The 21,111-nt window shown below is 47.8% G+C and carries 24 protein-coding genes and 1 other RNA gene; 10 read left to right on the top strand and 15 right to left on the bottom strand.

The window, feature by feature from the left end:
• Positions 1-11 precede the first annotated feature (11 nt).
• The 5 genes from ACO0U8_RS06430 to ACO0U8_RS06410 are packed head-to-tail and all read right to left on the bottom strand — an operon-like array spanning position 12 to position 1,635.
• Positions 12-353, bottom strand: a complete 342-nt coding sequence (locus tag ACO0U8_RS06430; protein WP_421670477.1) for a DUF5375 family protein — start codon at positions 351-353, stop codon at positions 12-14.
• Positions 350-613, bottom strand: coding sequence for a hypothetical protein (locus ACO0U8_RS06425; RefSeq protein WP_379671613.1), 264 nt, complete (start codon positions 611-613; stop codon positions 350-352). Before ACO0U8_RS06425 ends, ACO0U8_RS06430 begins: the two co-directional genes overlap by 4 nt.
• A complete protein-coding gene (locus ACO0U8_RS06420; RefSeq protein ID WP_421670476.1) occupies positions 610-1,134 on the bottom strand; it encodes a host cell division inhibitor Icd-like protein in 525 nt (174 codons plus the stop codon). Before ACO0U8_RS06420 ends, ACO0U8_RS06425 begins: the two co-directional genes overlap by 4 nt.
• Positions 1,135-1,147: 13 nt before the next feature.
• Positions 1,148-1,378 (bottom strand): hypothetical protein, encoded by a 231-nt coding sequence (locus ACO0U8_RS06415; RefSeq protein ID WP_421670475.1) that lies wholly within the window; start codon positions 1,376-1,378, stop codon positions 1,148-1,150.
• Positions 1,375-1,635 (bottom strand): helix-turn-helix transcriptional regulator, encoded by a 261-nt coding sequence (locus ACO0U8_RS06410; RefSeq protein WP_421670474.1) that lies wholly within the window; start codon positions 1,633-1,635, stop codon positions 1,375-1,377. The genes ACO0U8_RS06415 and ACO0U8_RS06410 overlap by 4 nt, the downstream gene beginning before the upstream one ends.
• Positions 1,636-2,179: 544 nt before the next feature.
• Between ACO0U8_RS06410 and ACO0U8_RS06405 the strand changes: the two genes are divergently transcribed.
• Both ACO0U8_RS06405 and ACO0U8_RS06400 read left to right on the top strand, forming a co-directional pair.
• On the top strand, positions 2,180-2,965 hold the full coding sequence (locus ACO0U8_RS06405; RefSeq protein WP_421670473.1) for a capsid protein: 786 nt from the start codon (positions 2,180-2,182) through the stop codon (positions 2,963-2,965).
• Positions 2,966-2,971: 6 nt separating this feature from the next.
• A complete protein-coding gene (locus tag ACO0U8_RS06400) occupies positions 2,972-3,148 on the top strand; it encodes an ogr/Delta-like zinc finger family protein (protein ID WP_095924867.1) in 177 nt (58 codons plus the stop codon).
• Between the two features lie 522 nt (positions 3,149-3,670).
• Here the strand turns inward: ACO0U8_RS06400 and ACO0U8_RS06395 are convergent.
• The 4 genes from ACO0U8_RS06395 to smpB all read right to left on the bottom strand — a co-directional run bounded on the left by ACO0U8_RS06395 (position 3,671) and on the right by smpB (position 8,467).
• The gene (locus ACO0U8_RS06395; protein ID WP_421670472.1) at positions 3,671-6,178 is read right to left on the bottom strand and encodes an NB-ARC domain-containing protein; all 2,508 of its coding nucleotides are present in this window, start codon (positions 6,176-6,178) and stop codon (positions 3,671-3,673) included.
• A gap of 1 nt (position 6,179) precedes the next feature.
• Complete coding sequence (locus ACO0U8_RS06390; RefSeq protein ID WP_421670471.1) at positions 6,180-7,379, bottom strand: integrase domain-containing protein; 1,200 nt, start codon at positions 7,377-7,379, stop codon at positions 6,180-6,182.
• Positions 7,380-7,571: 192 nt separating this feature from the next.
• Positions 7,572-7,935: a transfer-messenger RNA gene (gene ssrA / locus ACO0U8_RS06385) on the bottom strand.
• A gap of 49 nt (positions 7,936-7,984) precedes the next feature.
• Positions 7,985-8,467 carry an SsrA-binding protein SmpB gene (gene smpB, locus ACO0U8_RS06380; protein WP_015698410.1) on the bottom strand — a complete coding sequence of 161 codons (483 nt, stop codon included), beginning with the start codon at positions 8,465-8,467 and terminating at the stop codon, positions 7,985-7,987.
• Positions 8,468-8,621: 154 nt separating this feature from the next.
• On the opposite strand from smpB, the gene ACO0U8_RS06375 reads away from it, so the two are divergent.
• Together ACO0U8_RS06375 and ACO0U8_RS06370 are read left to right on the top strand one after the other, a co-directional pair.
• Positions 8,622-9,056 carry a type II toxin-antitoxin system RatA family toxin gene (locus ACO0U8_RS06375; protein ID WP_056770801.1) on the top strand — a complete coding sequence of 145 codons (435 nt, stop codon included), beginning with the start codon at positions 8,622-8,624 and terminating at the stop codon, positions 9,054-9,056.
• Complete coding sequence (locus ACO0U8_RS06370; protein WP_136374701.1) at positions 9,049-9,333, top strand: RnfH family protein; 285 nt, start codon at positions 9,049-9,051, stop codon at positions 9,331-9,333. Before ACO0U8_RS06375 ends, ACO0U8_RS06370 begins: the two co-directional genes overlap by 8 nt.
• 75 nt (positions 9,334-9,408) lie before the next feature.
• Here ACO0U8_RS06370 and bamE read toward each other — a convergent pair whose 3' ends face one another.
• The 3 genes from bamE to nadK all read right to left on the bottom strand — a co-directional run bounded on the left by bamE (position 9,409) and on the right by nadK (position 12,502).
• Positions 9,409-9,753 carry an outer membrane protein assembly factor BamE gene (bamE, locus tag ACO0U8_RS06365; RefSeq protein ID WP_056770807.1) on the bottom strand — a complete coding sequence of 115 codons (345 nt, stop codon included), beginning with the start codon at positions 9,751-9,753 and terminating at the stop codon, positions 9,409-9,411.
• Positions 9,754-9,865: 112 nt separating this feature from the next.
• Positions 9,866-11,527: a DNA repair protein RecN gene (gene recN / locus ACO0U8_RS06360; RefSeq protein WP_421670470.1), complete on the bottom strand. Its 1,662-nt coding sequence runs from the start codon at positions 11,525-11,527 to the stop codon at positions 9,866-9,868.
• A 96-nt stretch (positions 11,528-11,623) separates the two neighbouring features.
• Complete coding sequence (gene nadK, locus ACO0U8_RS06355; protein ID WP_056770813.1) at positions 11,624-12,502, bottom strand: NAD(+) kinase; 879 nt, start codon at positions 12,500-12,502, stop codon at positions 11,624-11,626.
• Positions 12,503-12,639: 137 nt separating this feature from the next.
• Between nadK and grpE the strand changes: the two genes are divergently transcribed.
• Positions 12,640-13,227, top strand: a complete 588-nt coding sequence (gene grpE, locus ACO0U8_RS06350) for a nucleotide exchange factor GrpE (RefSeq protein ID WP_056770817.1) — start codon at positions 12,640-12,642, stop codon at positions 13,225-13,227.
• A 55-nt stretch (positions 13,228-13,282) separates the two neighbouring features.
• Here grpE and ung read toward each other — a convergent pair whose 3' ends face one another.
• Positions 13,283-13,969: a uracil-DNA glycosylase gene (ung, locus tag ACO0U8_RS06345; RefSeq protein ID WP_421670469.1), complete on the bottom strand. Its 687-nt coding sequence runs from the start codon at positions 13,967-13,969 to the stop codon at positions 13,283-13,285.
• A gap of 340 nt (positions 13,970-14,309) precedes the next feature.
• Between ung and grcA the strand changes: the two genes are divergently transcribed.
• Positions 14,310-14,693, top strand: a complete 384-nt coding sequence (grcA, locus tag ACO0U8_RS06340) for an autonomous glycyl radical cofactor GrcA (RefSeq protein WP_056770823.1) — start codon at positions 14,310-14,312, stop codon at positions 14,691-14,693.
• An 87-nt stretch (positions 14,694-14,780) separates the two neighbouring features.
• On the opposite strand, the gene srmB is transcribed toward grcA, so the two are convergent.
• Complete coding sequence (srmB, locus tag ACO0U8_RS06335; RefSeq protein ID WP_056770826.1) at positions 14,781-16,109, bottom strand: ATP-dependent RNA helicase SrmB; 1,329 nt, start codon at positions 16,107-16,109, stop codon at positions 14,781-14,783.
• A 129-nt stretch (positions 16,110-16,238) separates the two neighbouring features.
• On the opposite strand from srmB, the gene trmN reads away from it, so the two are divergent.
• Positions 16,239-17,012: a tRNA(1)(Val) (adenine(37)-N(6))-methyltransferase TrmN gene (gene trmN / locus ACO0U8_RS06330; RefSeq protein WP_421670468.1), complete on the top strand. Its 774-nt coding sequence runs from the start codon at positions 16,239-16,241 to the stop codon at positions 17,010-17,012.
• 57 nt (positions 17,013-17,069) lie between these two features.
• On the opposite strand, the gene nadB is transcribed toward trmN, so the two are convergent.
• Positions 17,070-18,671, bottom strand: a complete 1,602-nt coding sequence (nadB, locus tag ACO0U8_RS06325) for an L-aspartate oxidase (RefSeq protein ID WP_183848757.1) — start codon at positions 18,669-18,671, stop codon at positions 17,070-17,072.
• Between the two features lie 214 nt (positions 18,672-18,885).
• Between nadB and rpoE the strand changes: the two genes are divergently transcribed.
• From rpoE to rseB, 3 genes are read left to right on the top strand one after another with little or no spacing between them, the layout of a single operon-like run.
• Positions 18,886-19,461: an RNA polymerase sigma factor RpoE gene (gene rpoE, locus ACO0U8_RS06320; RefSeq protein WP_056771962.1), complete on the top strand. Its 576-nt coding sequence runs from the start codon at positions 18,886-18,888 to the stop codon at positions 19,459-19,461.
• A gap of 30 nt (positions 19,462-19,491) precedes the next feature.
• Positions 19,492-20,139, top strand: a complete 648-nt coding sequence (gene rseA, locus ACO0U8_RS06315; protein ID WP_056770831.1) for an anti-sigma-E factor RseA — start codon at positions 19,492-19,494, stop codon at positions 20,137-20,139.
• Positions 20,139-21,092, top strand: coding sequence for a sigma-E factor regulatory protein RseB (gene rseB / locus ACO0U8_RS06310; RefSeq protein ID WP_183848759.1), 954 nt, complete (start codon positions 20,139-20,141; stop codon positions 21,090-21,092). Before rseA ends, rseB begins: the two co-directional genes overlap by 1 nt.
• Positions 21,093-21,111 lie beyond the last annotated feature (19 nt).

Below are 21,111 nucleotides of genomic sequence, written 5' to 3'. Positions count from 1 at the left end.
ATGCGCCTCTGTCAGTGCAGCGTGGTTTCAGGAGTGGTGTGAAGACAAGGCCGGAACAGCTCGTCCATCATGGATTCTCCGAGCGGTGTCAGGCGGGGTTTTGCCACCAGAATATCGGGCTGCACCATATCGCGGAGCATGGCGCAGGCGATGTCCATCCCTAGCTGTGCGCCGTGCTGACGGACGTAATAGCTTTCGACTGCTGCCGCGATGGTCATTTGCAGTTCATCAAGCGTGTAGCCGGTTTCAACGCCGTAGGCGGTACAGGCGTCGAGATAGGCCTGTGCCAGTGCGCGCCGGTAGAGTGCGGTGAGCACTTCAACCGGCAGACAGGACTGCTGAGTTATATTCATTCGTAGACATCCTCCATTTGCGTTTTTATGGCTGTTTCGCAGGTGTCTACCACTTTGCCGAGCTGGTCAGTCAGCAGTGCAACCATTGAGGCCATGGAATTCAGCTGATCCCCGCTGGGTACATGCCCGAAGGTGTCCTGCGTATCAAGCATGTCGAGGAACATCACGCCGACGTTGTGCGCGTGTTGCAGGCGCAGGAAATCAGCATGCGGAATAGGGTAATGGGTGTTGGGGAAGTAGAAGGAAGCGAGCTTGTTCATGCGGCCTCCTGAGCGGGCAGGCGACCGGCAAAACATAGCACGTAGTCACGGGCAAACAGGCGACGGGCAGAATGTTCATTGTCGGCAGCGGAGCGCAGCATGCAGATTGGCGCTTTAGGTTCAGCGCGGCGAACGGCGGCAAACAGGAACGTAAATTTAGGGTGTTGCGTGGTGAGGGTTGTAGCCATGGTGGCAGCCTCCAATAAGTATTGGTTATTGCTACCACCGAAGTTTCCACGCTTATGGGTGGTAGCCCAGACGGGGGTGGAAATACCGGCCTTATTGGAAACCGGCCTGACCGAGGTCAGCCCCGCCTGAGCCACCATTGCTAGATAAGCACAACGGTTAAGAAACCACTGTGCAGATAACAGGTGCGCAAAGGCATCGACATAAAAAAACACGCATGGCGCGTGTTGTGTCGCCAATAAGTAACTCGGGTTTCCACGCCCGGCTGCCGATTTTGCGGCAGCACAAAAACTATAAAGCAGGGGCTCGCCAGAGAAAAGCCTTTTTTGCTGCATGGGCGCTTTCTCCTTAGCAATCGGTCAGGACTTGATCGGACTGCTGCGGATTTGATCGGAAGTGCAAATCATCCTCTGAGTTAATGCTTTCGGTTGTTACGGATAACACGCCCAGGGTATTGCTGGTAAACGCAGGTAAAGGGTTCTTTCTGCCGCAGGCGGCAGCCATCAGACCTTCAGCCAGATAGGCCGCCTCTTGTGTATTGAGCTGGATATTATGATGACCGACAGACAGAGAAATCATTGCATGGTCTCCTGAACGCGTGCGGCGATGCGGTCATTCATCCAGCCCTCAATCTCGGAGGCCAGCCAGGCCACGTTCTTGCCACCGAGAGAAATCTGGGCAGGAAATTGCTGACGGCTGATTAAGTCGTAGAGGGTGGAGCGGGAGAGGCCGGTGGTGTGGATTACTTCCGGCAGTCGCATAAAGCGATCGCGTGGATAGGCCGGTGGTATCACAGGGGCAGAAGAAGGGGGCGTATTTTGAGCGGTGGAGAGCATGGTGCTACCTCATATTTGTATCCGGCTGGACGCGACCAGTACCGGCTGTTTCGTTAAGGAGCCCCCTATTGTGATAATATTTTTGCGTTTAGCAACAAGCCCCCGCGCCGCTCAATTGTGCATTAACAAGGCGGAATGGAACGATGGCAATCATTGGCAAACGTTGTCATGCAATGTAATGCAGTGATGTGCATGTTGTGTTTTTATTTATAGTTTTTTTACCGTTTCTATATTTATTAATAGGAATAAACATTCATTTATTTTGGGCTAGCCAGAAAAAGGGCTTTTGAAGACAGTGAACAGTCGTGAACAGTGAGTGGATACCTTTAGATGAAGTGTTCACTTCTTAAATTAATGATTTTATTATTTTTTATTTTAAAGTGAACAGTAGTGAATAGTATTTATAGAAATATAAACTCTTTGCACTTTCCTGGTTTACTTCCCTGCCCGTTGTACCAGCGCTGAGTAAACGCCATCAGATAGAAATGTTGTGCCAGCCTCCCCACAATATCCTCAAATTGACAACACATTGCTGAGGTATGCCATGAAACCCGATTCAACCAAAACCGTCGAAGCCGTTATCCAGGACTTTCTTCAGGTCAAAGCCGGTCACAACGAAAAGCCATCATCAGGAAACGCGGAAGGTGCTATCCAACACTTTGAGCAGGCCAAAGCGGCGTTTGCTGAGAAAAAGCGTGCACTTGATGAAATTGAAAGTTCGATTGCCCGATGCGCCCAGGAAAAAGAAACGGCGAACAGCGAAATCAAAGAGAACGAAGAGAGCTGGCGTTCGCGTTTTCGCAAGTCACGCGGGGTTATGACTGACGAACTCAGGAACGCGCACAGTCAGCGGGCTATTCAGCAGGGATTAGTTAAAGAGTTCGATGACCTGATTGAAGAATTGAATGTCGAGAAACAGTCGGCGATGTTGCATTGTGCTAATGCTGGGGGAGCGTTAATTAGCGCACACCGCAGCGCACTGAATGCCTATGCTGATACACAGTGGCGCATGGCCATCAACTATCTCAGTCCGGCGCTGGTACGCGCTGTAAAACTGAAACTTCTGGCGTTATCCACCGTAAGTTATCAGGAAACACAATCCAGTCATTATGTAGAGCCCGCCAAAATTGTCAGCGCTGAAGTTGGCGAGGCGCTTGTCGGGGCGGCTCGCATCGGTCAGTTCAACATGGATGCTGAACCTATGTTGGAGAAAATCGGGATGCATTCTCCTGCGCTGCCTGGTGTCGATATGGGGCTGCTGCATAGCCCGATAAAAAGACAATTACTGGCTCAAAAACTCTCCCAGCGTATCGATTCAAATAAGGAGTAATAGCAAATGATGCGCTGCCCGCTTTGCAGCTCAGTTTCTCACATTCGCACAAGCCGTTATATCACCGAACAGACAAAGGAGTCTTATTATCAGTGCACCAGGCTGGAGTGTTCATGCGCATTTAAAACAAATGAAAGTGTCAGTAAAATTGTTAAAAGAGAAAATATGAAGCGGGAAATATAAATTTAGGCTCGCTTTCAATTCCCAAAAAAATTATCTCAAGTGCCGCTTTCGAATAAGGCGGCATTTTTCATTATGCAGTGAAAAACCGCCTCTCCTGACAGCCTTTTCTCTGGCTAGCCTGTCCTTGCGAGCTCTGCATACATAGGGTGCATGGTTTTGCATGCAATCGGGAGTGCTCAAAATGGCTCAGAACCCTTGCTACACTGGCCTTCAGAGGCTTTACTTCATGCATTAAAACCAGTGAACTAAGTCAGCAGCGGGCAGGCGGGGAGAATTGCGCGCGCAGGTGTTTAATGGGTTTAATGTTTAACTAAAAGTAGAAGGGATTGGAGTGGGAGTATTGCGTGCAGACAAGTAAAAAGTGTTTATAACACCCATCAAATTGTTAAAGTATTATACCTTCATGCTTTTTGAATAAATTTCCCGGTCTTGAAGTGTTTATATTAATTTTTTTATAGGCTAGATTGTTAGCGCGAAAGTTTAATAAAAATAAACAGACGCGCCATTCGAATTTCTATTGATTCACTCATTAATCTCGAAAGATAAATCTTTCAAGGATGCATTGGGTTTTCTAAGTGATTCTATAGATTTGTTAAATCTATCTTTTAGTTTTATGACTTGCAACTTAGCTCTTTGTGTTTTAGCTTCACTTTCAGCCTCAAGAATGCACCTGTGAGCATTTTTGAATATAAATGCCCTGATGTCGCCATGATCTACTAATTCCATCATGAAGTTATAAGACTGAACCCAGCTAATTGACATGTCATTTTCTAAATTCTTCCAAATAAGATTGTGTATCTCATTTGATTCTGATTTGTGCTCGTCTTTATTTTTATTTTGTGGGTCTTTTATAGCTTTAGATAAATAGATGCTTGCATCAGTTAAATCAGTTATTTTATCAACGCCAGTGCGAAGTGATGACCGAAAAACTAAACTTTTAGCTAAATAATAAGACCATTTGTACGTTTTGAATTTATCTATACTTAGAGCAATTTTTGAAACCTCAATTTCACCAGCTGTTGATCCTAAGATATTTTCACAGTTATACCAAAAATCAAAAAGCATTTCTTTGTCTTGACCATTATCGTAGGCGCTTCTTAATATTTTTCTTGCCTCTTCATAATCTGGTTTCCTCGATTGAATAATGCATCTAGCATGTGCTAGTAATAAGTCAGGGTTCTGAGGTTGCCTTTGCAGTTCTGTGGTAATAGTTTTTATCGCTTCGGGTTCTCTATCTTCTTTCATAAGTGCGATTGCTTGGCTAATTGCTAATCCAATACGTTTAGTATTCCCTTTCTTACCAGTAGTATTTAGACCAAGTCTTGATTTTTGAATATTTGATTTTAGTTTGGCATGGTCAGTTGCAAGTTTTTCTTGAATTCCTTTAATAATTAATTTTGTTGTTGTTGAAATGGAAAATCTATCTTCATTGTCAATGAATTTTGGTGCATTCACGAGAAACAAAGAATGAAGTTCCATAAGTACATCATTTAATCTTAACTTGCCAAATCCACATGCTTGCTGTAATTCAGTTTTTGAACAGCTATCAAAATAGAAGATGCATAATATAACTCTCTTGGAATCAAAACTTAACCCCATTATTTCTCTTTGTAAGGCTGCGCTTCGTGCATCTTCACCAGCCTGTCCTTTCCATTCAGTAACGGCGGAATCAAAACTATCTCCAAGCCTACACAGTCTAAGAATAGATTGAGTTAGTAAAGGTGAACCATCAGTAGCGGAATATATGTTTTGTGCTTGTCTATTTGTAGGTTTTTGGAGATTGTATTTTATAACATTTGAATCCAAGAACTCTTCATAATCATCTTTTTCAAGCCCTCGAATTTCAATGCATGAATCGTCTGAGTAAGAAAATCTGTTGCGTGTTGTGATCAAAAATCGAATGTTATTTTGACCGAACTGTCTGCAAGCATCAACAATCTGTAATTGTTCTTTTTGCTCAAGAGAGTCAACGTTATCGACTATTATCAGGCTGGGGAATATTGGTAAAGCACTTCTAAGTTTTATTTTTATATTCTGAATCGAAGTTGATTCGAGCTCATCTGTATCAAGTGCACAATACTCTGCAAGAGCTAATAAAAAGCTATTATAATCTGAAAAATCCACTTGCCTTAATTCGTAAAAGCTATCATCTATACCAGAGAATTGTTTATCCTTGGCACTTAACCATACTATTCGTTCAAAACCAATAGGTGTTGATTCTAAGAAGTCTTGGCAAAATCTATAAGCGATGGATGTTTTACCTTTGCCACCATCACCTGCTAGTATTTTTGTGTATTCAAATGGATCGGATAACCATTCCCATAGTTGGGAAAGAGTATCCTTTCTTCCAACGAAGTCTGAGAAAATCATTTTTTTGTCTGGGAGGTTATGATCTATAGTTATATTTATTTGCTTGGTTTTTAATAGAGTTAGTTCCCTACTAGAGAACAAAAACTGCCAATCCTCAGAGTATACTGCTTTTTTACATTCATCGAGTTTTCTAAAATAAACATCATTCTCATTAAAAATTAATTTTTTATCCGGTGTGGATTGATTGTTCTTTGAATTTTTTATCATTTTAGCTGGAGATCTATCCTCTTTATCCCTTTTAGGAATATGGATGACTCCAATATTGAACTCGTCACTTCCAATTGAAATTGTTGTTTCAGTATAAGAAAAATCGACAGTTTTATCCAGATAGTTACTCAATAGGCTCCGTATCTGTGCAATGTTTATTTTCTCCAAATCAATCGAGACAGGTATGAATTTTTTATCTTTTACTATCTCTTGGACTCCATAGATAATGTATCCCCCATGGCTATTGTAAAAGCTACTTATCTGCTTTATCACTTTTGAGAGAGAAGCATCATCATTTTCAAGTTCATATTTATAGTCCCACAAAGCAGACTCTTTACTGACAAATTGATTGCCTAAAAATAGTAATGACATTATCTCAGGAGCTGAGGCGCCTTTCTTGATACATTCATATATACTACTTTTAATTTCGCTAATGCTATATTCCGTATTCATTTCAGCTCATTTTATAATTTTTAATTAATAATGCCCACCAATCCATCAACTCTTTACGTTGCTCTAGATAAACTGAGCGATTGTAGGCTCGTCTTACTTCGTTTCTATCATAATGGGCTAGAGATGCTTCAATTACATCAGCATTTAAACCAGCTTCATTCATTGCTGTACTAGCAATAGAACGTAGACCATGTGCGACTAATTTTCCACCATAACCAATACGTTTCAAAGCGGCATTTGCGGTTTGGCTATTCATTGGCTTGCGCGGATCATTACGGCTAGGGAATACGTACTGATGATTGCCACTGATTGGGCGCATGATTTCCAGCAGCTCTAAAGCTTGTTCTGATAAGGGAACGATATGCTCGCGCTTTGCCTTCATCCGTTCTGCCGGAATACACCACTGCTTATTCTCTATATCGATCTCTGCCCAAGCTGTTGCTGAAGCTTCAGCGGGGCGTATGAGCGTCAGTAACTGCCACTCAAGCAGACAGCGAGTTGGTACTGATAAATTACTCATAGCTATTGTGCGCATTAGCTTGGGCAGTTCTTCAGGCCGTATGGTCGGCATATGCTGCTTCTTCGGGCGCTCGAAAGCATTACCAATACCTGAAGCTGGGTTTGCCTCAATCAGTCCAACATTCACCGCATAAATCATTATCTCGTTGATGCGCTGAACCAACCGCCTGACCGTCTCTAATGCTCCGCGTGCTTTGATTGGTTCCAACACTTGGATCAAAGTGCGTGCTTTCAGCTCCTGAACAGGAACATATTGAATACTTGGCAGGATGTCTTTCTCAATGGAACGCCAGATATCATTAGCGTGGTCTGCGCTAACGTGACTTTGCTTAAGCTCGAACCATTTACGGGCAACATTTACGAAAATGCTTTCCTGAGCGATTTGCAGCTTCTCAGCTTCTTCCCCAGCTCTTGCTTGTGGATCAATTCCTTTGACTAACATCGCAAGCTTTTCTGCACGCACTTCTCTGGCATCAGCCAGTGAAAGGGCAGGATAAGCGCCGAGGCTAATCATTGTGCGTTTTGAAGTGCCAGGCACCTGATAGCGAAAGCGCCAAATTTTCTTGCCGGTGGTTTTGACCAGGAGAAAGAGTCCGTCACCGTCATGCAAGGTGAGGTCTTTATCGGTGGCTTTGGCTTTTTGTACTTCGGTGTGGGTGAGGGGGCGTGTAGTCCGCGCCATGCAAGGATCTTCCCTAATTGGTATACGTTTATTGGTATATATCTTAGCGTATACCAATTCGTATACCAATAGACGCCGGTTTCAGGCGGATCTTCTCGGACTTCTAAATACACAAAAAAGCCCGCAAACCTAGAAGGGATGCGGGCTTTCAGGACTTCTCCGGACTTATCTGGTAATACCCGGATCATTATTTGGTGGAGCTGGGGGGATTTGAACCCCCGTCCAGAATTACTACACCGTCGGCACTACATGCTTAGTCCAATCTTTACATTCGCCGGTTAGCTGCGGATGGACACGCCACTAACAAACTATCCTGATTGGGTTTAACGCTTTCACCCCAGGCAAGGTGTCCACGCGATCTCTTTTGGGTTTGACCTCTCTTGATCCCCGTCCTAAGAGCGGAGGCTAGGGAGAGAGGGCTCTAAGCAGGGTATTAAGCTGCTAGGGCGTAGTTTTCGTCGTTTGCGACTATTTTTTTGCGGCTTTTTACGAGGCCAACCGCCCCTCGGCATGCTCCTTGGGCTTCGCAAATCCTGTCGAATCCAGAATCAGCCCCAAGTACTATTTCGCAGTATACCAGAAAAACACCAAGCTAAGCCAGAGACTTAGCGATTTGCGTGCTTCATGATACGTGCTTTGTCTACTTTCCACTCACGATCTTTAATGTCATCGCGCTTGTCGTGCTCTTTCTTACCTTTAGCCAGACCGATTTTTACTTTCGACCAGGCATTTTTCCAATACATGGAAAGTGCGACGACGGTGTAGCCATCGCGACTGACTTTACCGAACAGCGTTTCAAGTTCACGTTTGTTCAGCAGTAATTTTCTTGTACGTGTAGGGTCGCAGACGATATGACTCGACGCCACATTAAGAGGTTGAATGGTTGCGCCAAACAAAAAGGCTTCACCGTCGCGGAATGTGACGTAGCTGTCAGTGATGTTTGCCTTACCAGCGCGCATCGATTTGACTTCCCATCCCTGCAAAGCAAGCCCCGCCTCGAATTCATCTTCGATGATATATTCATGGCGAGCGCGTTTGTTCATCGCGATAGTCGCGGAACCGGGTTTATGTGCTTTTTTCTTTGTCATAGTGATACTTATTATACTGTAAGCGTTGCCGAATGAAATCCCCACGCGTCTGAGACTGTGGTTTTTCCTGTTTTGGCTCCCTGTGCTTCGTAGTTTTTATTACCGGGCGGATAAATGGTATTATCTGTACGTTTTATGACACCTGGAAAATGATATGCCACAGATAAGTCGTTCTGCGCTTGTGCCGTTTAGCGTGGAGCAGATGTACACGTTAGTGAATGATGTTGATGCTTACCCGCAGTTTCTGCCGGGTTGCACTGGTAGCCGTATTTTGGATAACAGTGATACGTCGATGACCGCCGCTGTTGACGTCTCGAAGGCGGGTATCAGCAAAACCTTTACGACGAAGAATACGTTAATCAGTAATAAGCGTATTGATATGCAACTGGTTGATGGTCCATTTCGTAAGCTTACCGGGGGCTGGGATTTTATCGAGCTTAGCCCGGAAGCCTGTAAAGTGCAGCTCAGCCTTGATTTTGAGTTTACGAATAAACTGATCGAATTAGCATTCGGTAAAATCTTTAAGGAACTTGCTGGCAGTATGGTTCAGGCATTCACCCTGAGGGCAAAAGAGGTCTACAGTGTCTGAGATCCGTGTTGAAGTGGTGTACGCGTTACCGGAGCGTCAGTATCTGCGTACCGTTAAGCTGGAAGAGGGGTGTAATGTTGAACATGCGCTGCAGGCCTCGGGCTTACTTGAATTACGCAAAGATATAGACCTGAAAAAGAACAAATTCGGTATCTACAGTCGCCCGGTGAAACTGACGGATATCGTCAATGATGGCGACCGTATCGAAATTTACAGGCCGCTGATTGCTGACCCGAAAGAGTTACGGCGCATTCGCGCAGAACGCTCCAAAAAATAAGGCGCCTCAGGCGCCTTATTTTTTTACCCTGAAAGATGATGTTTGGTGATTACCAACGACCATCACACCGGGCGATTATTTTTGGTCGGACAATGTCGGTTTGTTATCGATATTAGTCAGCGTGCCTGATGCGTTAAAGGTCAGAGTCAGGGTTTGCTGAGTGACGCCTTCATGGCCCGGTTCCTGACGGAACACGTAGAACCAGACATCGCTGCCAAACGGGTCGTGCAGCATCGGTGTGCCAAGAACATAAGCCACCTGCTGCTTAGTCATACCGGTGTGAATTTTTTGAACATCAGCAGGAGACAGGTAATTCCCCTGGTTAATGTCAGGCCGATAAACCACCTTTTCCAGAGTGGAACAGCCCGCAGTAAGCATTACAAGAGCTACAGCGGCGGCAGTTAGCGTTTTACAGCGCATAGTCATTACATTCCTTTAGGGCATAAGATGCCGATGATAATAGACCTTTCATCAGTTTGAAACCTTTGCGGGGCACCTGTATGACCGCTGAACTGTAAAAAAGTTGAGCTTTTTACGCTGCGAGCAACTCTTTTGCATTAGCCAGGGTGTTTCGGGTGACTTCACTTCCGCCCAGCAGACGCGCCAGTTCCTGCAAACGCGCCTTTTTATCCAGGCGATTCATTTGCGTTTCTGTCATTTCGCCGTCGGTTTCTTTGCTAACAAAATAATGCTGATGACCACAACCTGCAACCTGCGGTAAGTGCGTCACGCACATCACCTGTGTTGATTCACCTAACTGACGCAGTAAGCGACCTACAATGGCAGCCGTAGGACCACTGATACCCACATCCACTTCATCAAAGATCAATGCCGGCGTTTCCATTTTCTGCGCGGTGATCACCTGAATAGCCAGCGCGATACGTGAAAGCTCGCCGCCGGATGCCACTTTTGCTAAAGCCTGCAATGGTTGACCCGGATTGGTAGTGACCTGGAACTCAAGGCGATCAGCGCCTTCCATATTTAAATGCTCAGGCTCGAACTGGACCTGAATTTTAAATTTACCGTGCGGCATGGACAATGCCTGCATGCTTTGCGTGATCAGGTGCGTTAACTCATCAGCAAAATACTGACGTTTTTCGTGCAACTGCCCGGCAATCGCGATGGCCTGCTGATAATGATGTTGGACTGCCTCACTCAGTTCTGCCTGATTGGTTTCCTGATCATCAAGCGCCTGCTGTTCTTCGAGTAACTGGCGGTGATGCTCCGGTAACTCCTCTGGCCGGACATGATGTTTGCGCGCTAAATTCATCTGGCGGGATAAGCGCTGTTCAAGTTCAAACAAGCGGTTTGGATCCATATCCAGACGTTCACTGTAGTGGCGAAGTTCGTCGCTGGCCTCGCTGATTTGAATCGAGGCATCATCCAGCATGACGATCAGCTCATTCATTTTGCTGTCGAGCTCGGCCAGTTCGGCGAGTTGATGACGAGCGGTGTAAAGCAGGCTGACAATATTCTGGTCTTCGCCATCTGCCAGCAAGTACAGCGCACTCTGACTGAGTGAGAGGAGCTGCCCACTGTTTGCCAGGCGCTTGTACTCTTCATCAATTTGCTCGTATTCACCCGCTTGCGGTGAGAACTCATTGAGCTCTTTCAGCTGATATTGCAATAACTGACGGCGGGATTCACGTTCGTTGATTTGTTGCTGATACAGCGCCAGCTGGCGGCAACTCTGATGCCAGTTGTGATATGCCTGACGCATTTCAGCCAAGAGCAAAGGTTGATCGGCGTAGGCGTCCAGCAGATGTTTTTGATGCTCGGGTTTGAGCAGAAGCTGATGAGCATGCTGGCCATGGATTTGAATCAGGTGCTGGCCCAGCTCACGCAACTGTGACAGGGGCACCGGTGTACCATTGATAAAACCACGCGAGCGTCCGTCATTACTGATTGTACGACGCAGCAGGCAATCATGCCCTTCATCAAGCTGATTTTCCGCCAGCCAGACTTTAGCGGAAGGGGTGTCGGCAAGGGTGAAGCGCGCGCAGATATCTGCGCGGCTTGCACCCAGGCGTACCATACTGCCGTCGGCGCGATTCCCCAGACAGAGTCCGAGCGCGTCAATAGCAATGGACTTACCAGCACCGGTTTCCCCGGTGATTGCCGTCATCCCTGCATGAAAATCGATTTCTAACTCACGGACAATAGCAAAGTTACTGATAGTTAATTGCGCCAGCATGATCACCTTCCTGTACATAACAACAGACCTGTAATTACATACAGTATAAACTGGTTTTATATACAGTAAAGGGGCTGGCGAATTATTTTTTAGGGATCAAAACAATTTTTTCGACCATCCGAGTTTAGTGCTCAATGTATTGAAATAGCTGTAATCTTTCGGATGAATCAGGTTTAAATGGAACTCACTGCGGCGGATCACCACTTCTTCGCCTGGTTGAATTGGCAACGCGATTTGGCTGTCACAGCTGATTTCCAGGTCGGTACTCATGTGCGAGAAGCGCAGGCAAATCGTGCTGTTACTGTTGATCACCAGCGGTCGGGCTGAGAGCGTATGCGGGAACATGGGCACCAGCGCTATCGCTTCGAGAGTCGGGGTCAGGATTGGCCCGCCGCCGGACAGCGAATACGCGGTCGAACCGGTCGGTGTTGAAATAATCAGCCCGTCCGAACGTTGTGAAAATGCGAATTTGTCGTCGATATAGACTTCAAATTCAATCATGTGCGCGACTTTTCCGGGGTGCAGAACCACTTCGTTGATGGCCGTGCTCACACGACATTGCTGATCTTTGCAGCGCACCATCGCTTCGAGCAGGAAGCGTTGCTCGCTGATATATTCGCCCTGCAGAACGTCATCCAGTTGCTGTAACGCGTTATCGGGATCCAGATCGGTCAAAAATCCCAGATTGCCGCGGTTGATGCCGATAACTTTGATGTCGTAACGCGCCAGCACGCGGGCTGCTCCCAGCATATTGCCGTCGCCACCCACCACCACGGCCAGATCTGCTAATTTACCGATTTCTGCCAGACTACCGGTTTGTGCGCCTTCAAGAGCTAAATCTTGCGCCACCTGCCGCTCGACAATCACCTGATAATTTTTTGAAATTAGCCAGTGATAGAGCATTTCGTGGGTGGCAAGTGCGGAAGGATGGCGAGGGTGTCCGACGATCCCAATGCACTTAAATTTTTTATTCATCGCTGTGGTTATCCTCAGCAGGGTGTGATGACTCCTGCATTATGACCGGTTTCATTCAAAACCAAACCTTGAAACCCCGGTTTTGATCCCCATAATAAGCCAACTAGCAAGATTAATGCTAAAACGCGGAGATATTCATGAGTAGTAAAGAACATAAGACACCTGACGAGCAAGTCTCTGAAGAACTGAATCAGGAACAAGAGCTGCATGCGGAAGCGGAAACTCAGGCGGCAGATGTCGTTGACCCGCGCGATGAACGCATTGCTGAATTAGAAGCACAGCTGAAAGAAGTCCAGCAGCGTGAGCGTGACAGCCTGCTGCGTGCTAAAGCGGAAGTGGAAAACGTCCGTCGTCGCACCGAGCTGGATATTGAGAAAGCACATAAATTCGCCCTGGAAAAATTCTCCGGCGAATTGCTGCCAGTGATTGATAACCTGGAACGTGCGATCGATTTGGCTGATAAATCTAACCCTGAGCTGACTGGTCTGATTGAGGGGGTAGAACTGACCCTGAAATCAATGCTGGATGCGGTTCGTAAGTTCGGTATGGAAGTGGTGGGTGACATTCACGTTCCATTCAACCCAGAACTGCACCAGGCGATGACGATGATGGAATCCGAAGAGCTGGAACCTAATCACGTTATCATGGTGATGCAGAAGGGTTATACGCTGAATGGCCGTCTGTTACGTCCTGCGATGGTTGCGGTGTCTAAAGCCAAGGCCTGATTCTGTTTTAACAGACTGATTTAATGAGAGAGGCACCTTTGCGGGTGCCTCTTTTTTATGCCTGCTCGGGTAATACCGGCGTCCAGTTAATCGGCGCGAGGCCTTGTTGTTCGAGTAAAGCATTCGCCTGTGAAAAATGCTTACATCCCAGAAACCCCCGGTGTGCAGAAAGTGGGGAAGGGTGTGGCGCTTTCAACACATGATGACGGTTTCGGTCGATAATATTGCCCTTCTTCTGCGCGTGAGAACCCCAGAGTAAAAAGACAATCCCTTCGCGATTTTCATTCAGCGCCGCAATGACCCGATCGGTGAACGTTTCCCAACCCAGCTTGGCATGTGAATGTGCCTGTCCGCCTTCCACGGTTAATACCGTGTTGAGCAGCAGCACGCCCTGATCGGCCCAGCTCTGTAAGTAGCCGTGGCCTGGGCGCTCAAACCCCGGAATATCGGTCACCAGCTCTTTATAAATATTCACCAGCGAAGGAGGAGCAGGAATGCCGGGACGCACTGAAAATGATAGTCCATGAGCCTGATTTGGCCCGTGGTAAGGATCCTGCCCGAGAATGACGACTTTCACATCCGCCAGTTCCGCTGAACGGAATGCATTAAACACATCCTGCTGCGGTGGATAAATGGTCTTGCCTGCAGCCCGTTCCGCTGCGACAAACTTCAATGTATCAATGAAGTAAGGTTTTTCTTTTTCCTGACCAATCACGTCATGCCAGGTGAGAGTGGTGGACATTGACGCTCTCCTTTTTAAGGTTATTTTGATGGGCGTAGCTTACCTGCTCGTTCATCACAGTGAAACCCGCACCTCCCTTTACCCATAGTTATCTGCGGTTTGAGGATTTGTATGCAAATTTTATTGATAATTTACAAAAATAATTTAAGCGAGAGGCTTGGAAAAATTGATGTAAAACATAAATATGCCGTGATGATGAAATGACCACACTGAAAAGATTGATATTAGTCAAAGATTGCGGGGTGTAGTGCTGTTATATCTGAGAGCAGGAACAACAGATTGCTGTAAGAATCTGATACCCACCAATTAACAGTATCGTAGCCAATTATGGAGGCAATATATGATCACCGGGATCCAAATTACCAAAACCAACAACGAAGCACTGAAAAACTCTTTCTGGTTGCTGGATGATGAAAAAGCGGAAGCTCGCTGCGTATGTGCGAAAGCAGGTTATGCGGAAGACCAGATCGTGGCTGTAAGCGAACTGGGCCAGTTTGAATACCGTGAAGTGCCAATGGAAATTCAACCGACTGTACGCGTGGAAGGGGGTCAACACCTGAACGTAAACGTACTGCGTCGCGAGACTCTGGAAGATGCTGTGAAGCATCCTGAAAAATACCCACAGCTGACTATCCGCGTTTCCGGCTATGCGGTGCGCTTCAACTCACTGACTGCAGAACAGCAGCGTGACGTTATCACCCGTACCTTCACAGAAAGCCTGTAATTAAAGGGTTTTCCGGGTGTGATGCCCATAAAAAAACCGCCTGAAAAGGCGGTTTTTTTTCATCTGTATCAGATAACTAACGGATACTTATTTTGACGTGTCTTTCGCAGCATCAGGTTTTACGCGGCGTTTGCCGACATTTTTACTGTCGCGATGGCGAACTTTGACTTTCACTTTCGATTTTTCCTGCGACGCTTTCTGCTTCTCTTTGCGCTTCGCCAACACTTTCTTCGATGGCTTACCGGTAGTCTTCTCGCTTGGCGCTTTCGTTTTCGGGCGAAGTTCATCAATCACGCGGGCTTTCAATGGCTCGTTCAAATAACGCCCAATTTTGCCCAGCAGCAGATGGTCATGCGCTTCAACGAATGAAATGGCTGTGCCTTTACGGCCCGCACGACCGGTACGGCCAATACGGTGCAGATAGATATCCGCAGTCAGTGGCAGGTCGAAGTTAAAGACGTGGCTGATGTCATTGATATCCAAACCGCGCGCGGCGATATCAGTGGCAACGAGCACGTTCACGCGGTCTTCAACCATGCGCTTAACGGCTTCAGTACGCTTGACCTGAACCATCTCGCCTTCCAGATAGCAGGAGTTGATCCCTGCTTCACGCAGCCATGCAACCAGTTCGTGTACCCGTTCACGCTTACGCACGAAGATCACTGATTTAGTGACATCTTCCTGTTTGAGCAGGTGGATCAACATCTGTGTTTTGTGTGGCACATCATCGACGCGGTAATACCATTGCAGGATCTTCTTGCGCTCGCGACGTGACGGATCGGCTTCGATCTCGACCGGCTCGGTCAGGATGCGTTCGGCGAATTCACGGATGGCTTCCCCTTCCAGCGTTGCGGAGAACAGCAACGTCTGTTTACGCCAGCGTGCTTCGGCTGAAATCGTTTCGATATCCTGAGCAAAACCCATGTCCAGCATGCGATCGGCTTCATCAAGGATCAGCGTTTCAATGGCGCGGCAATCGAAGTTTTCTTCTTTGATGTATTGCAGCAAACGGCCTGTCGTCGCAACGACGATGTCCTGGTTTTCACTGAAGACTTCAGCGTGGTTCATATAAGCCACACCGCCGGTGATCGTTGCTATATCCAGATCGGTATGCTTTGCCAGTTCGCGGGCCTGATCGGCAACCTGCATGGCCAGTTCACGCGTTGGCGTGAGGATCAGAATACGTGGCGGACCAGATTTCTTACGCGGGAAATCCAGCAAATGCTGCAATGCAGGCAACAGGAATGCCGCTGTTTTGCCGGTGCCGGTAGGAGCCGAACCCAACACATCGCGTCCGTCCATTGCAGGCGGAATTGCCTCTGCCTGAATGACAGTCGGGCGGGTATAGCCTTTTTCGCCTAAGGCGTCTAACAGGCGTTCATCGAGTTCGAGTTCGGAAAAATTCGTTACAGTCATGGTCTACCTCTACTTGGGGCGCCGATTATAGACGTGTTAGACGCGATCTTCACCTATTTAAGCGGTTTGTGTGCCTTTTCCTCTGCATCTCTTTGCCCTATGCTACGTCAGTTTTCGTTCACAGGCCTGATGGCAGGCGCAATTACGGTGAAATTAGTGACAAAAGAAGCCAGTTCCACACAGCCTTTACGGCGTAATGGATTTACCTTTAAACAGTTCTTTGTCGCCCATGACCGTTGTGCGATGAAAGTCGGTACAGACGGTGTCCTGCTGGGCGCTACAGCCCCCGTGACGCAGGCACGACGTATCCTGGATATCGGCTGCGGCAGCGGTCTTATTGCGTTGATGCTGGCACAGCGCAGCGGCCCGCAAACGCAAATTGATGCGGTTGAACTGGAATCCGCCGCCGCCGGACAGGCCGCTGAGAATTTCCATGAGTCTTGCTGGGCGAAAAGGCTGGCTGTGTTTGAGCAGGATATCAATCTCTTTGCAGAAGCACACCCCGCAACCTATGACCTGATCGTCAGCAATCCGCCGTATTTTGAGTCGGCAGTGGCCTGCCGCGATGAGGCCCGTAATGCGGCGCGCTATACCGAAACGCTGACCCACGATGCTCTGCTTGAGTGCGCCGCAAAGCTCATCACGCCTGACGGTGTGTTCAGCGTTGTGCTGCCTTATGAAATTGGTATGGCATTTGAAACCATGGCGCATCAGAAAGGCTGGTTCAGCCACTGGCGGATGGCCGTACGGGATCGTCCGGGTAAACCTTTAAACCGGCTGCTGCTCACGCTCTCAAAGCAACCCGCAGAATTGCGGGATCAAGAACTGGCACTGCGAAAATCTGAAGGGATCTACAGCGAAGAATTTTGCGCATTGATCACGGATTTTTATCTGAATTACTGAGAAGAGTGCAATTAAAGGCAAAAATGAGAAAAGTGCGTTCCTTCGCACTTCGCGCCATCAGGGCTGGAGGATCGTTGGCTGTGGATTTTCCTGTAAATCAGGATAATCCAGCGTGTAGTGCAGCCCGCGGCTTTCCTTACGTTCCATGGCGCTACGCACAATCAGTTCGGCGACTAACACCAGATTGCGCAACTCGAGCAGGTTATTTGAAATGCGGAAGTTTGCATAATACTCATCAATCTCCTGTTGCAGGGTCATGATGCGACGCAGCGCGCGTTCGAGGCGTTTCGTGGTACGCACGATCCCGACATAATCCCACATAAACAATCGCAACTCATGCCAGTTATGCTGGATCACGACCTGTTCATCGGAGTTGTCCACACGGCTTTCGTCCCATTGCGGCAGGTTTTTCGCCAGTTTGACGTGAGGCAGGCGCTTGATGATATCTTCAGCCGCTGACCAGCCGTAAACCACGCATTCCAGTAATGAGTTCGAGGCCAGACGGTTTGCGCCATGCAAACCGGTGTAACTGACTTCACCGATAGCGTAGAGGCCGTCAAGATCGGTTCGCCCATGCTGATCAACCATTACGCCGCCACAGGTGTAGTGCGCGGCAGGAACAATCGGAATCGCTTCTTTGGTCAAATCAATGCCCAGTGAGCTCAGTTTTTCATCAATCATCGGAAAGTGATGTTTGATGAATTCCGGTGGGCGGTGGCTGATATCCAGATACATACAATCTGCACCGAGACGCTTCATTTCATGGTCGATAGCTCTGGCGACCACATCGCGCGGAGCCAGTTCGCCACGTGCATCAAAGTCCGGCATAAAGCGTGAGCCGTCGGGGCGTTTTAGCACGGCACCTTCGCCGCGCAGGGCTTCAGTCAGAAGGAAATTGCGTGCCTGAGGATGATAGAGGCAGGTCGGATGAAACTGGTTGAATTCGAGATTAGCAACACGACAGCCCGCGCGCCAGGCCATGGCAACGCCATCGCCGGAGGAAATATCCGGATTGGTGGTGTACTGATACACTTTTGCTGCACCGCCCGTTGCCAGAACGACGGCTTTGGCTCGCAGCGTCTCGACATGTTCTTTATCACGGTTCCAGACGTACGCGCCCACCACCCGCTGAGTACCGGCTAATCCAACTTTGCTGGAGGTAATTAAATCCACCGCATTATAGCGTTCCTTAACACAAATATTGGGGTGCGCTCTTGCTTTACTTACCAGCGTAGTTTCTACTTCTTTACCTGTTGCATCAGCAGCATGCAGGATCCTGCGGTGGCTGTGGCCACCTTCCCGGGTCAGGTGATAACGCTCTTCTGAGCTGGCGTTCGTTTCGGTATCAAACAGGACTCCCTGGTCGATTAACCATTGAACACAATGGCGTGCATTGCTGGCGATAAACTCAACAGCTTCTTTATCGCATAAACCTGCGCCAGCAATTAATGTGTCTTCGACGTGTGAGGCAATGCTGTCTGCTTCATCGAAAACGGCGGCGATACCACCCTGAGCGTAAAATGTGGAACCTTCGTTGAGGGGGCCTTTACTGAGAACAGTAACGTGACAGTGGTCTGCAAGTCGCAAAGCCAAAGAAAGGCCCGCAGCACCACTTCCGATTATCAATACATCGCTAACAAATTCAGATGAAGGTTGCATAACGTATGATGTTTGCAGAAGAAGAGGGAAATTCATGTTAGCCTAAACCTCCGTGCAAAAGCCACGGGCATGAGACTTCAATAGAAAAAACAATGGCGATGTGGAACTTAAGGTTCCATGTGAACTCCAAGCAGTACTTGCTCAGGAATATAATGATGAAAGCTGGCAGTACGACTTTATGCGCGGAGATAGTTTTGGGGAGATTTTACCTCGGATGAGCGAGCAGTTAGCCGATCAAGTTCTGGTTGAGCGGGTCCAGAAGGGTGATCAAAAATCGTTCAATTTACTGGTTATCCGTTACCAGCATAAGGTAGCGAGCCTGGTATCCCGCTACGTGCCACAGGGCGATGTGCCTGATGTGGTTCAGGAATCTTTCATTAAAGCCTATCGTGCGCTGGAATCTTTCCGTGGCGACAGTGCTTTTTATACCTGGCTGTATCGAATTGCAGTCAATACAGCGAAAAATTATTTAGTCGCTCAGGGACGGCGTCCACCATCGAGTGATGTGGATGCAAACGAAGCCGAAAATTTCGAAAGTGGCGGCGCCCTGAAAGAAATATCGAACCCTGAGAACTTGATGTTGTCAGAAGAGTTACGGCAAATAGTTTTCCGTACTATTGAAGCACTCCCGGAAGATCTTCGCATGGCGATTACTCTGAGGGAGCTGGATGGATTAAGCTACGAAGAGATAGCGACCATCATGGACTGTCCGGTGGGTACGGTACGATCCCGAATATTCCGTGCCCGGGAAGCAATTGATAACAAAGTTCAACCGCTCATCCAGCGTTAGAGATGACGGACACAGGAAGGGTACTTAGGCATGCAGAAAGAAAAGCTTTCCGCTCTGATGGATGGTGAAGCCATTGATTCCGAACTGTTAAGTTCGTTATCAACAGACCGTGCGCTTCAACAAAACTGGCAGAGTTATCATTTGATACGCGATACCTTGCGTGGTGATATTGGGAATGTGGTGCATCTGGATATCGCAGATCGTGTGGCCGCTGCGCTGGCAAACGAGCCGGTTAAACTGGTGCCTGGCTCTGCAACCGAATCGCAACCTCAGCCTCATACCTGGCAAAAAATGCCGTTCTGGCAGAAGGTGCGGCCTTGGGCAAGCCAGCTGACTCAGGTCGGTGTCGCAGCCTGTGTGTCGCTGGCGGTGATTGTCGGTGTTCAGCACTACAATCAGCCTGACGCTACCGGTGCTTCGCCAGAAACCCCGGCGTTCAATACCCTGCCTATGATGGGCAAAGCTTCCCCTGTCAGCTTCGGTGTACCAAGCGAAGGTAACTCGGCCAGCGGGCAACAGAACGTGCAGGAACAACGCAAGCGTATCAACGCTATGTTGCAGGACTACGAATTGCAGCGCCGCTTGCACTCTGAGCAGCTACAACTTGAGCCTGTTACTCCACAGCAAGCCGCTGTTCAGGTCCCTGGAAATCAGTCTTTAGGAACGCAAACGCAGTAATGAAGCAAATTTGGTTTGCCGTTTGTTTAGTGACAGGCGGCCTGCTTTCTTCTGGTATCGCCTCGGCTGAATCACCTACCGAGGCTTTATTACAAGAGATGGGCAAGGCCAGCCAGTCACTGAATTATGAAATGGGTTTCATCAACATCACGAAGCAAGGAATTGATTCCTATCGCTATCGTCATGCTATATCTAACCGAAGCTCTCTGGCTCAGTTAGTGTTGATGGATGGTCCGCGCCGTGAAATTGTCCAGCGTGGAAAAGACATCAGCTACTTTGAAACCGGGTTACAACCCTTCACCCTGGATGGCGATCATATCGTTGATTCGCTGCCTTCAATTGTTTTCAGTGATTTCTCCCTGCTCTCAAAATATTACGATTTTATCGCAGTAGGGCGTGCGCGTGCCGCTGACCGTTTGAGTCAGGTCATCCGCGTCGTTTCTCGCGATGGAACTCGTTTTAGCTATGTGATTTGGGTGGATGAAGAAACGAAATTGCCGATGCGCGTTGATCTGTTGGATCGCGATGGCGAAACGCTCGAACAATTCCGGGTCATCAGTTTCAGTGACGCTGATAAACAAGTCATCACCTCCTTAGGCGATCTCGAGAAAGCAAATCTGCCTCCTGTGCTTTCCTTACCCGCTTCCGAGCAGGTGAAATTTGCATGGCAGGTTAAATGGCTTCCGGCGGGTGTCACCGAAGTGGCGAGCAGTCGCAGAACCTTGCCAAATATGCCGGTGACGATAGAGTCTCGTTTGTATACTGATGGGCTTTTCAGTTTCTCTGTTAACGTCAGTGCAACCACCAATGGCCCTTCTGAGCAGTTGATCAGGCAGGGGCGAAGAACAGTGCAAACAGAAATACGTAATGGAAATGAAATCACGGTTGTGGGTGAATTACCGCCTTCAACGGCCAAACGTGTTGCTGACAGCATAGTCTTCGCGGCAAAATAACGCTTTCTACTAAAGAATT

This window comes from Rahnella sp. EDr1-12, assembly GCF_049206505.1.
Classification (GTDB): domain Bacteria; phylum Pseudomonadota; class Gammaproteobacteria; order Enterobacterales; family Enterobacteriaceae; genus Rahnella; species Rahnella rivi.
The sequence above is the reverse complement of the archived record's forward strand: the minus strand, read 5'-3'. Positions and strand labels throughout refer to the sequence as shown.

Coding starts and splice junctions, on each gene's coding strand:
- ACO0U8_RS06430 (WP_421670477.1), bottom strand. CDS start 353: ATGAATATAACTCAGCAGTCCTGTCTGCCGGTTGAAGTGCTCACCGCA.
- ACO0U8_RS06425 (WP_379671613.1), bottom strand. CDS start 613: ATGAACAAGCTCGCTTCCTTCTACTTCCCCAACACCCATTACCCTATT.
- ACO0U8_RS06420 (WP_421670476.1), bottom strand. CDS start 1,134: ATGCAGCAAAAAAGGCTTTTCTCTGGCGAGCCCCTGCTTTATAGTTTT.
- ACO0U8_RS06415 (WP_421670475.1), bottom strand. CDS start 1,378: ATGATTTCTCTGTCTGTCGGTCATCATAATATCCAGCTCAATACACAA.
- ACO0U8_RS06410 (WP_421670474.1), bottom strand. CDS start 1,635: ATGCTCTCCACCGCTCAAAATACGCCCCCTTCTTCTGCCCCTGTGATA.
- ACO0U8_RS06405 (WP_421670473.1), top strand. CDS start 2,180: ATGAAACCCGATTCAACCAAAACCGTCGAAGCCGTTATCCAGGACTTT.
- ACO0U8_RS06400 (WP_095924867.1), top strand. CDS start 2,972: ATGATGCGCTGCCCGCTTTGCAGCTCAGTTTCTCACATTCGCACAAGC.
- ACO0U8_RS06395 (WP_421670472.1), bottom strand. CDS start 6,178: ATGAATACGGAATATAGCATTAGCGAAATTAAAAGTAGTATATATGAA.
- ACO0U8_RS06390 (WP_421670471.1), bottom strand. CDS start 7,379: ATGGCGCGGACTACACGCCCCCTCACCCACACCGAAGTACAAAAAGCC.
- smpB (WP_015698410.1), bottom strand. CDS start 8,467: ATGACAAAGAAAAAAGCACATAAACCCGGTTCCGCGACTATCGCGATG.
- ACO0U8_RS06375 (WP_056770801.1), top strand. CDS start 8,622: ATGCCACAGATAAGTCGTTCTGCGCTTGTGCCGTTTAGCGTGGAGCAG.
- bamE (WP_056770807.1), bottom strand. CDS start 9,753: ATGCGCTGTAAAACGCTAACTGCCGCCGCTGTAGCTCTTGTAATGCTT.
- recN (WP_421670470.1), bottom strand. CDS start 11,527: ATGCTGGCGCAATTAACTATCAGTAACTTTGCTATTGTCCGTGAGTTA.
- nadK (WP_056770813.1), bottom strand. CDS start 12,502: ATGAATAAAAAATTTAAGTGCATTGGGATCGTCGGACACCCTCGCCAT.
- grpE (WP_056770817.1), top strand. CDS start 12,640: ATGAGTAGTAAAGAACATAAGACACCTGACGAGCAAGTCTCTGAAGAA.
- ung (WP_421670469.1), bottom strand. CDS start 13,969: ATGTCCACCACTCTCACCTGGCATGACGTGATTGGTCAGGAAAAAGAA.
- grcA (WP_056770823.1), top strand. CDS start 14,310: ATGATCACCGGGATCCAAATTACCAAAACCAACAACGAAGCACTGAAA.
- srmB (WP_056770826.1), bottom strand. CDS start 16,109: ATGACTGTAACGAATTTTTCCGAACTCGAACTCGATGAACGCCTGTTA.
- trmN (WP_421670468.1), top strand. CDS start 16,239: ATGGCAGGCGCAATTACGGTGAAATTAGTGACAAAAGAAGCCAGTTCC.
- nadB (WP_183848757.1), bottom strand. CDS start 18,671: ATGCAACCTTCATCTGAATTTGTTAGCGATGTATTGATAATCGGAAGT.
- rpoE (WP_056771962.1), top strand. CDS start 18,886: ATGAGCGAGCAGTTAGCCGATCAAGTTCTGGTTGAGCGGGTCCAGAAG.
- rseA (WP_056770831.1), top strand. CDS start 19,492: ATGCAGAAAGAAAAGCTTTCCGCTCTGATGGATGGTGAAGCCATTGAT.
- rseB (WP_183848759.1), top strand. CDS start 20,139: ATGAAGCAAATTTGGTTTGCCGTTTGTTTAGTGACAGGCGGCCTGCTT.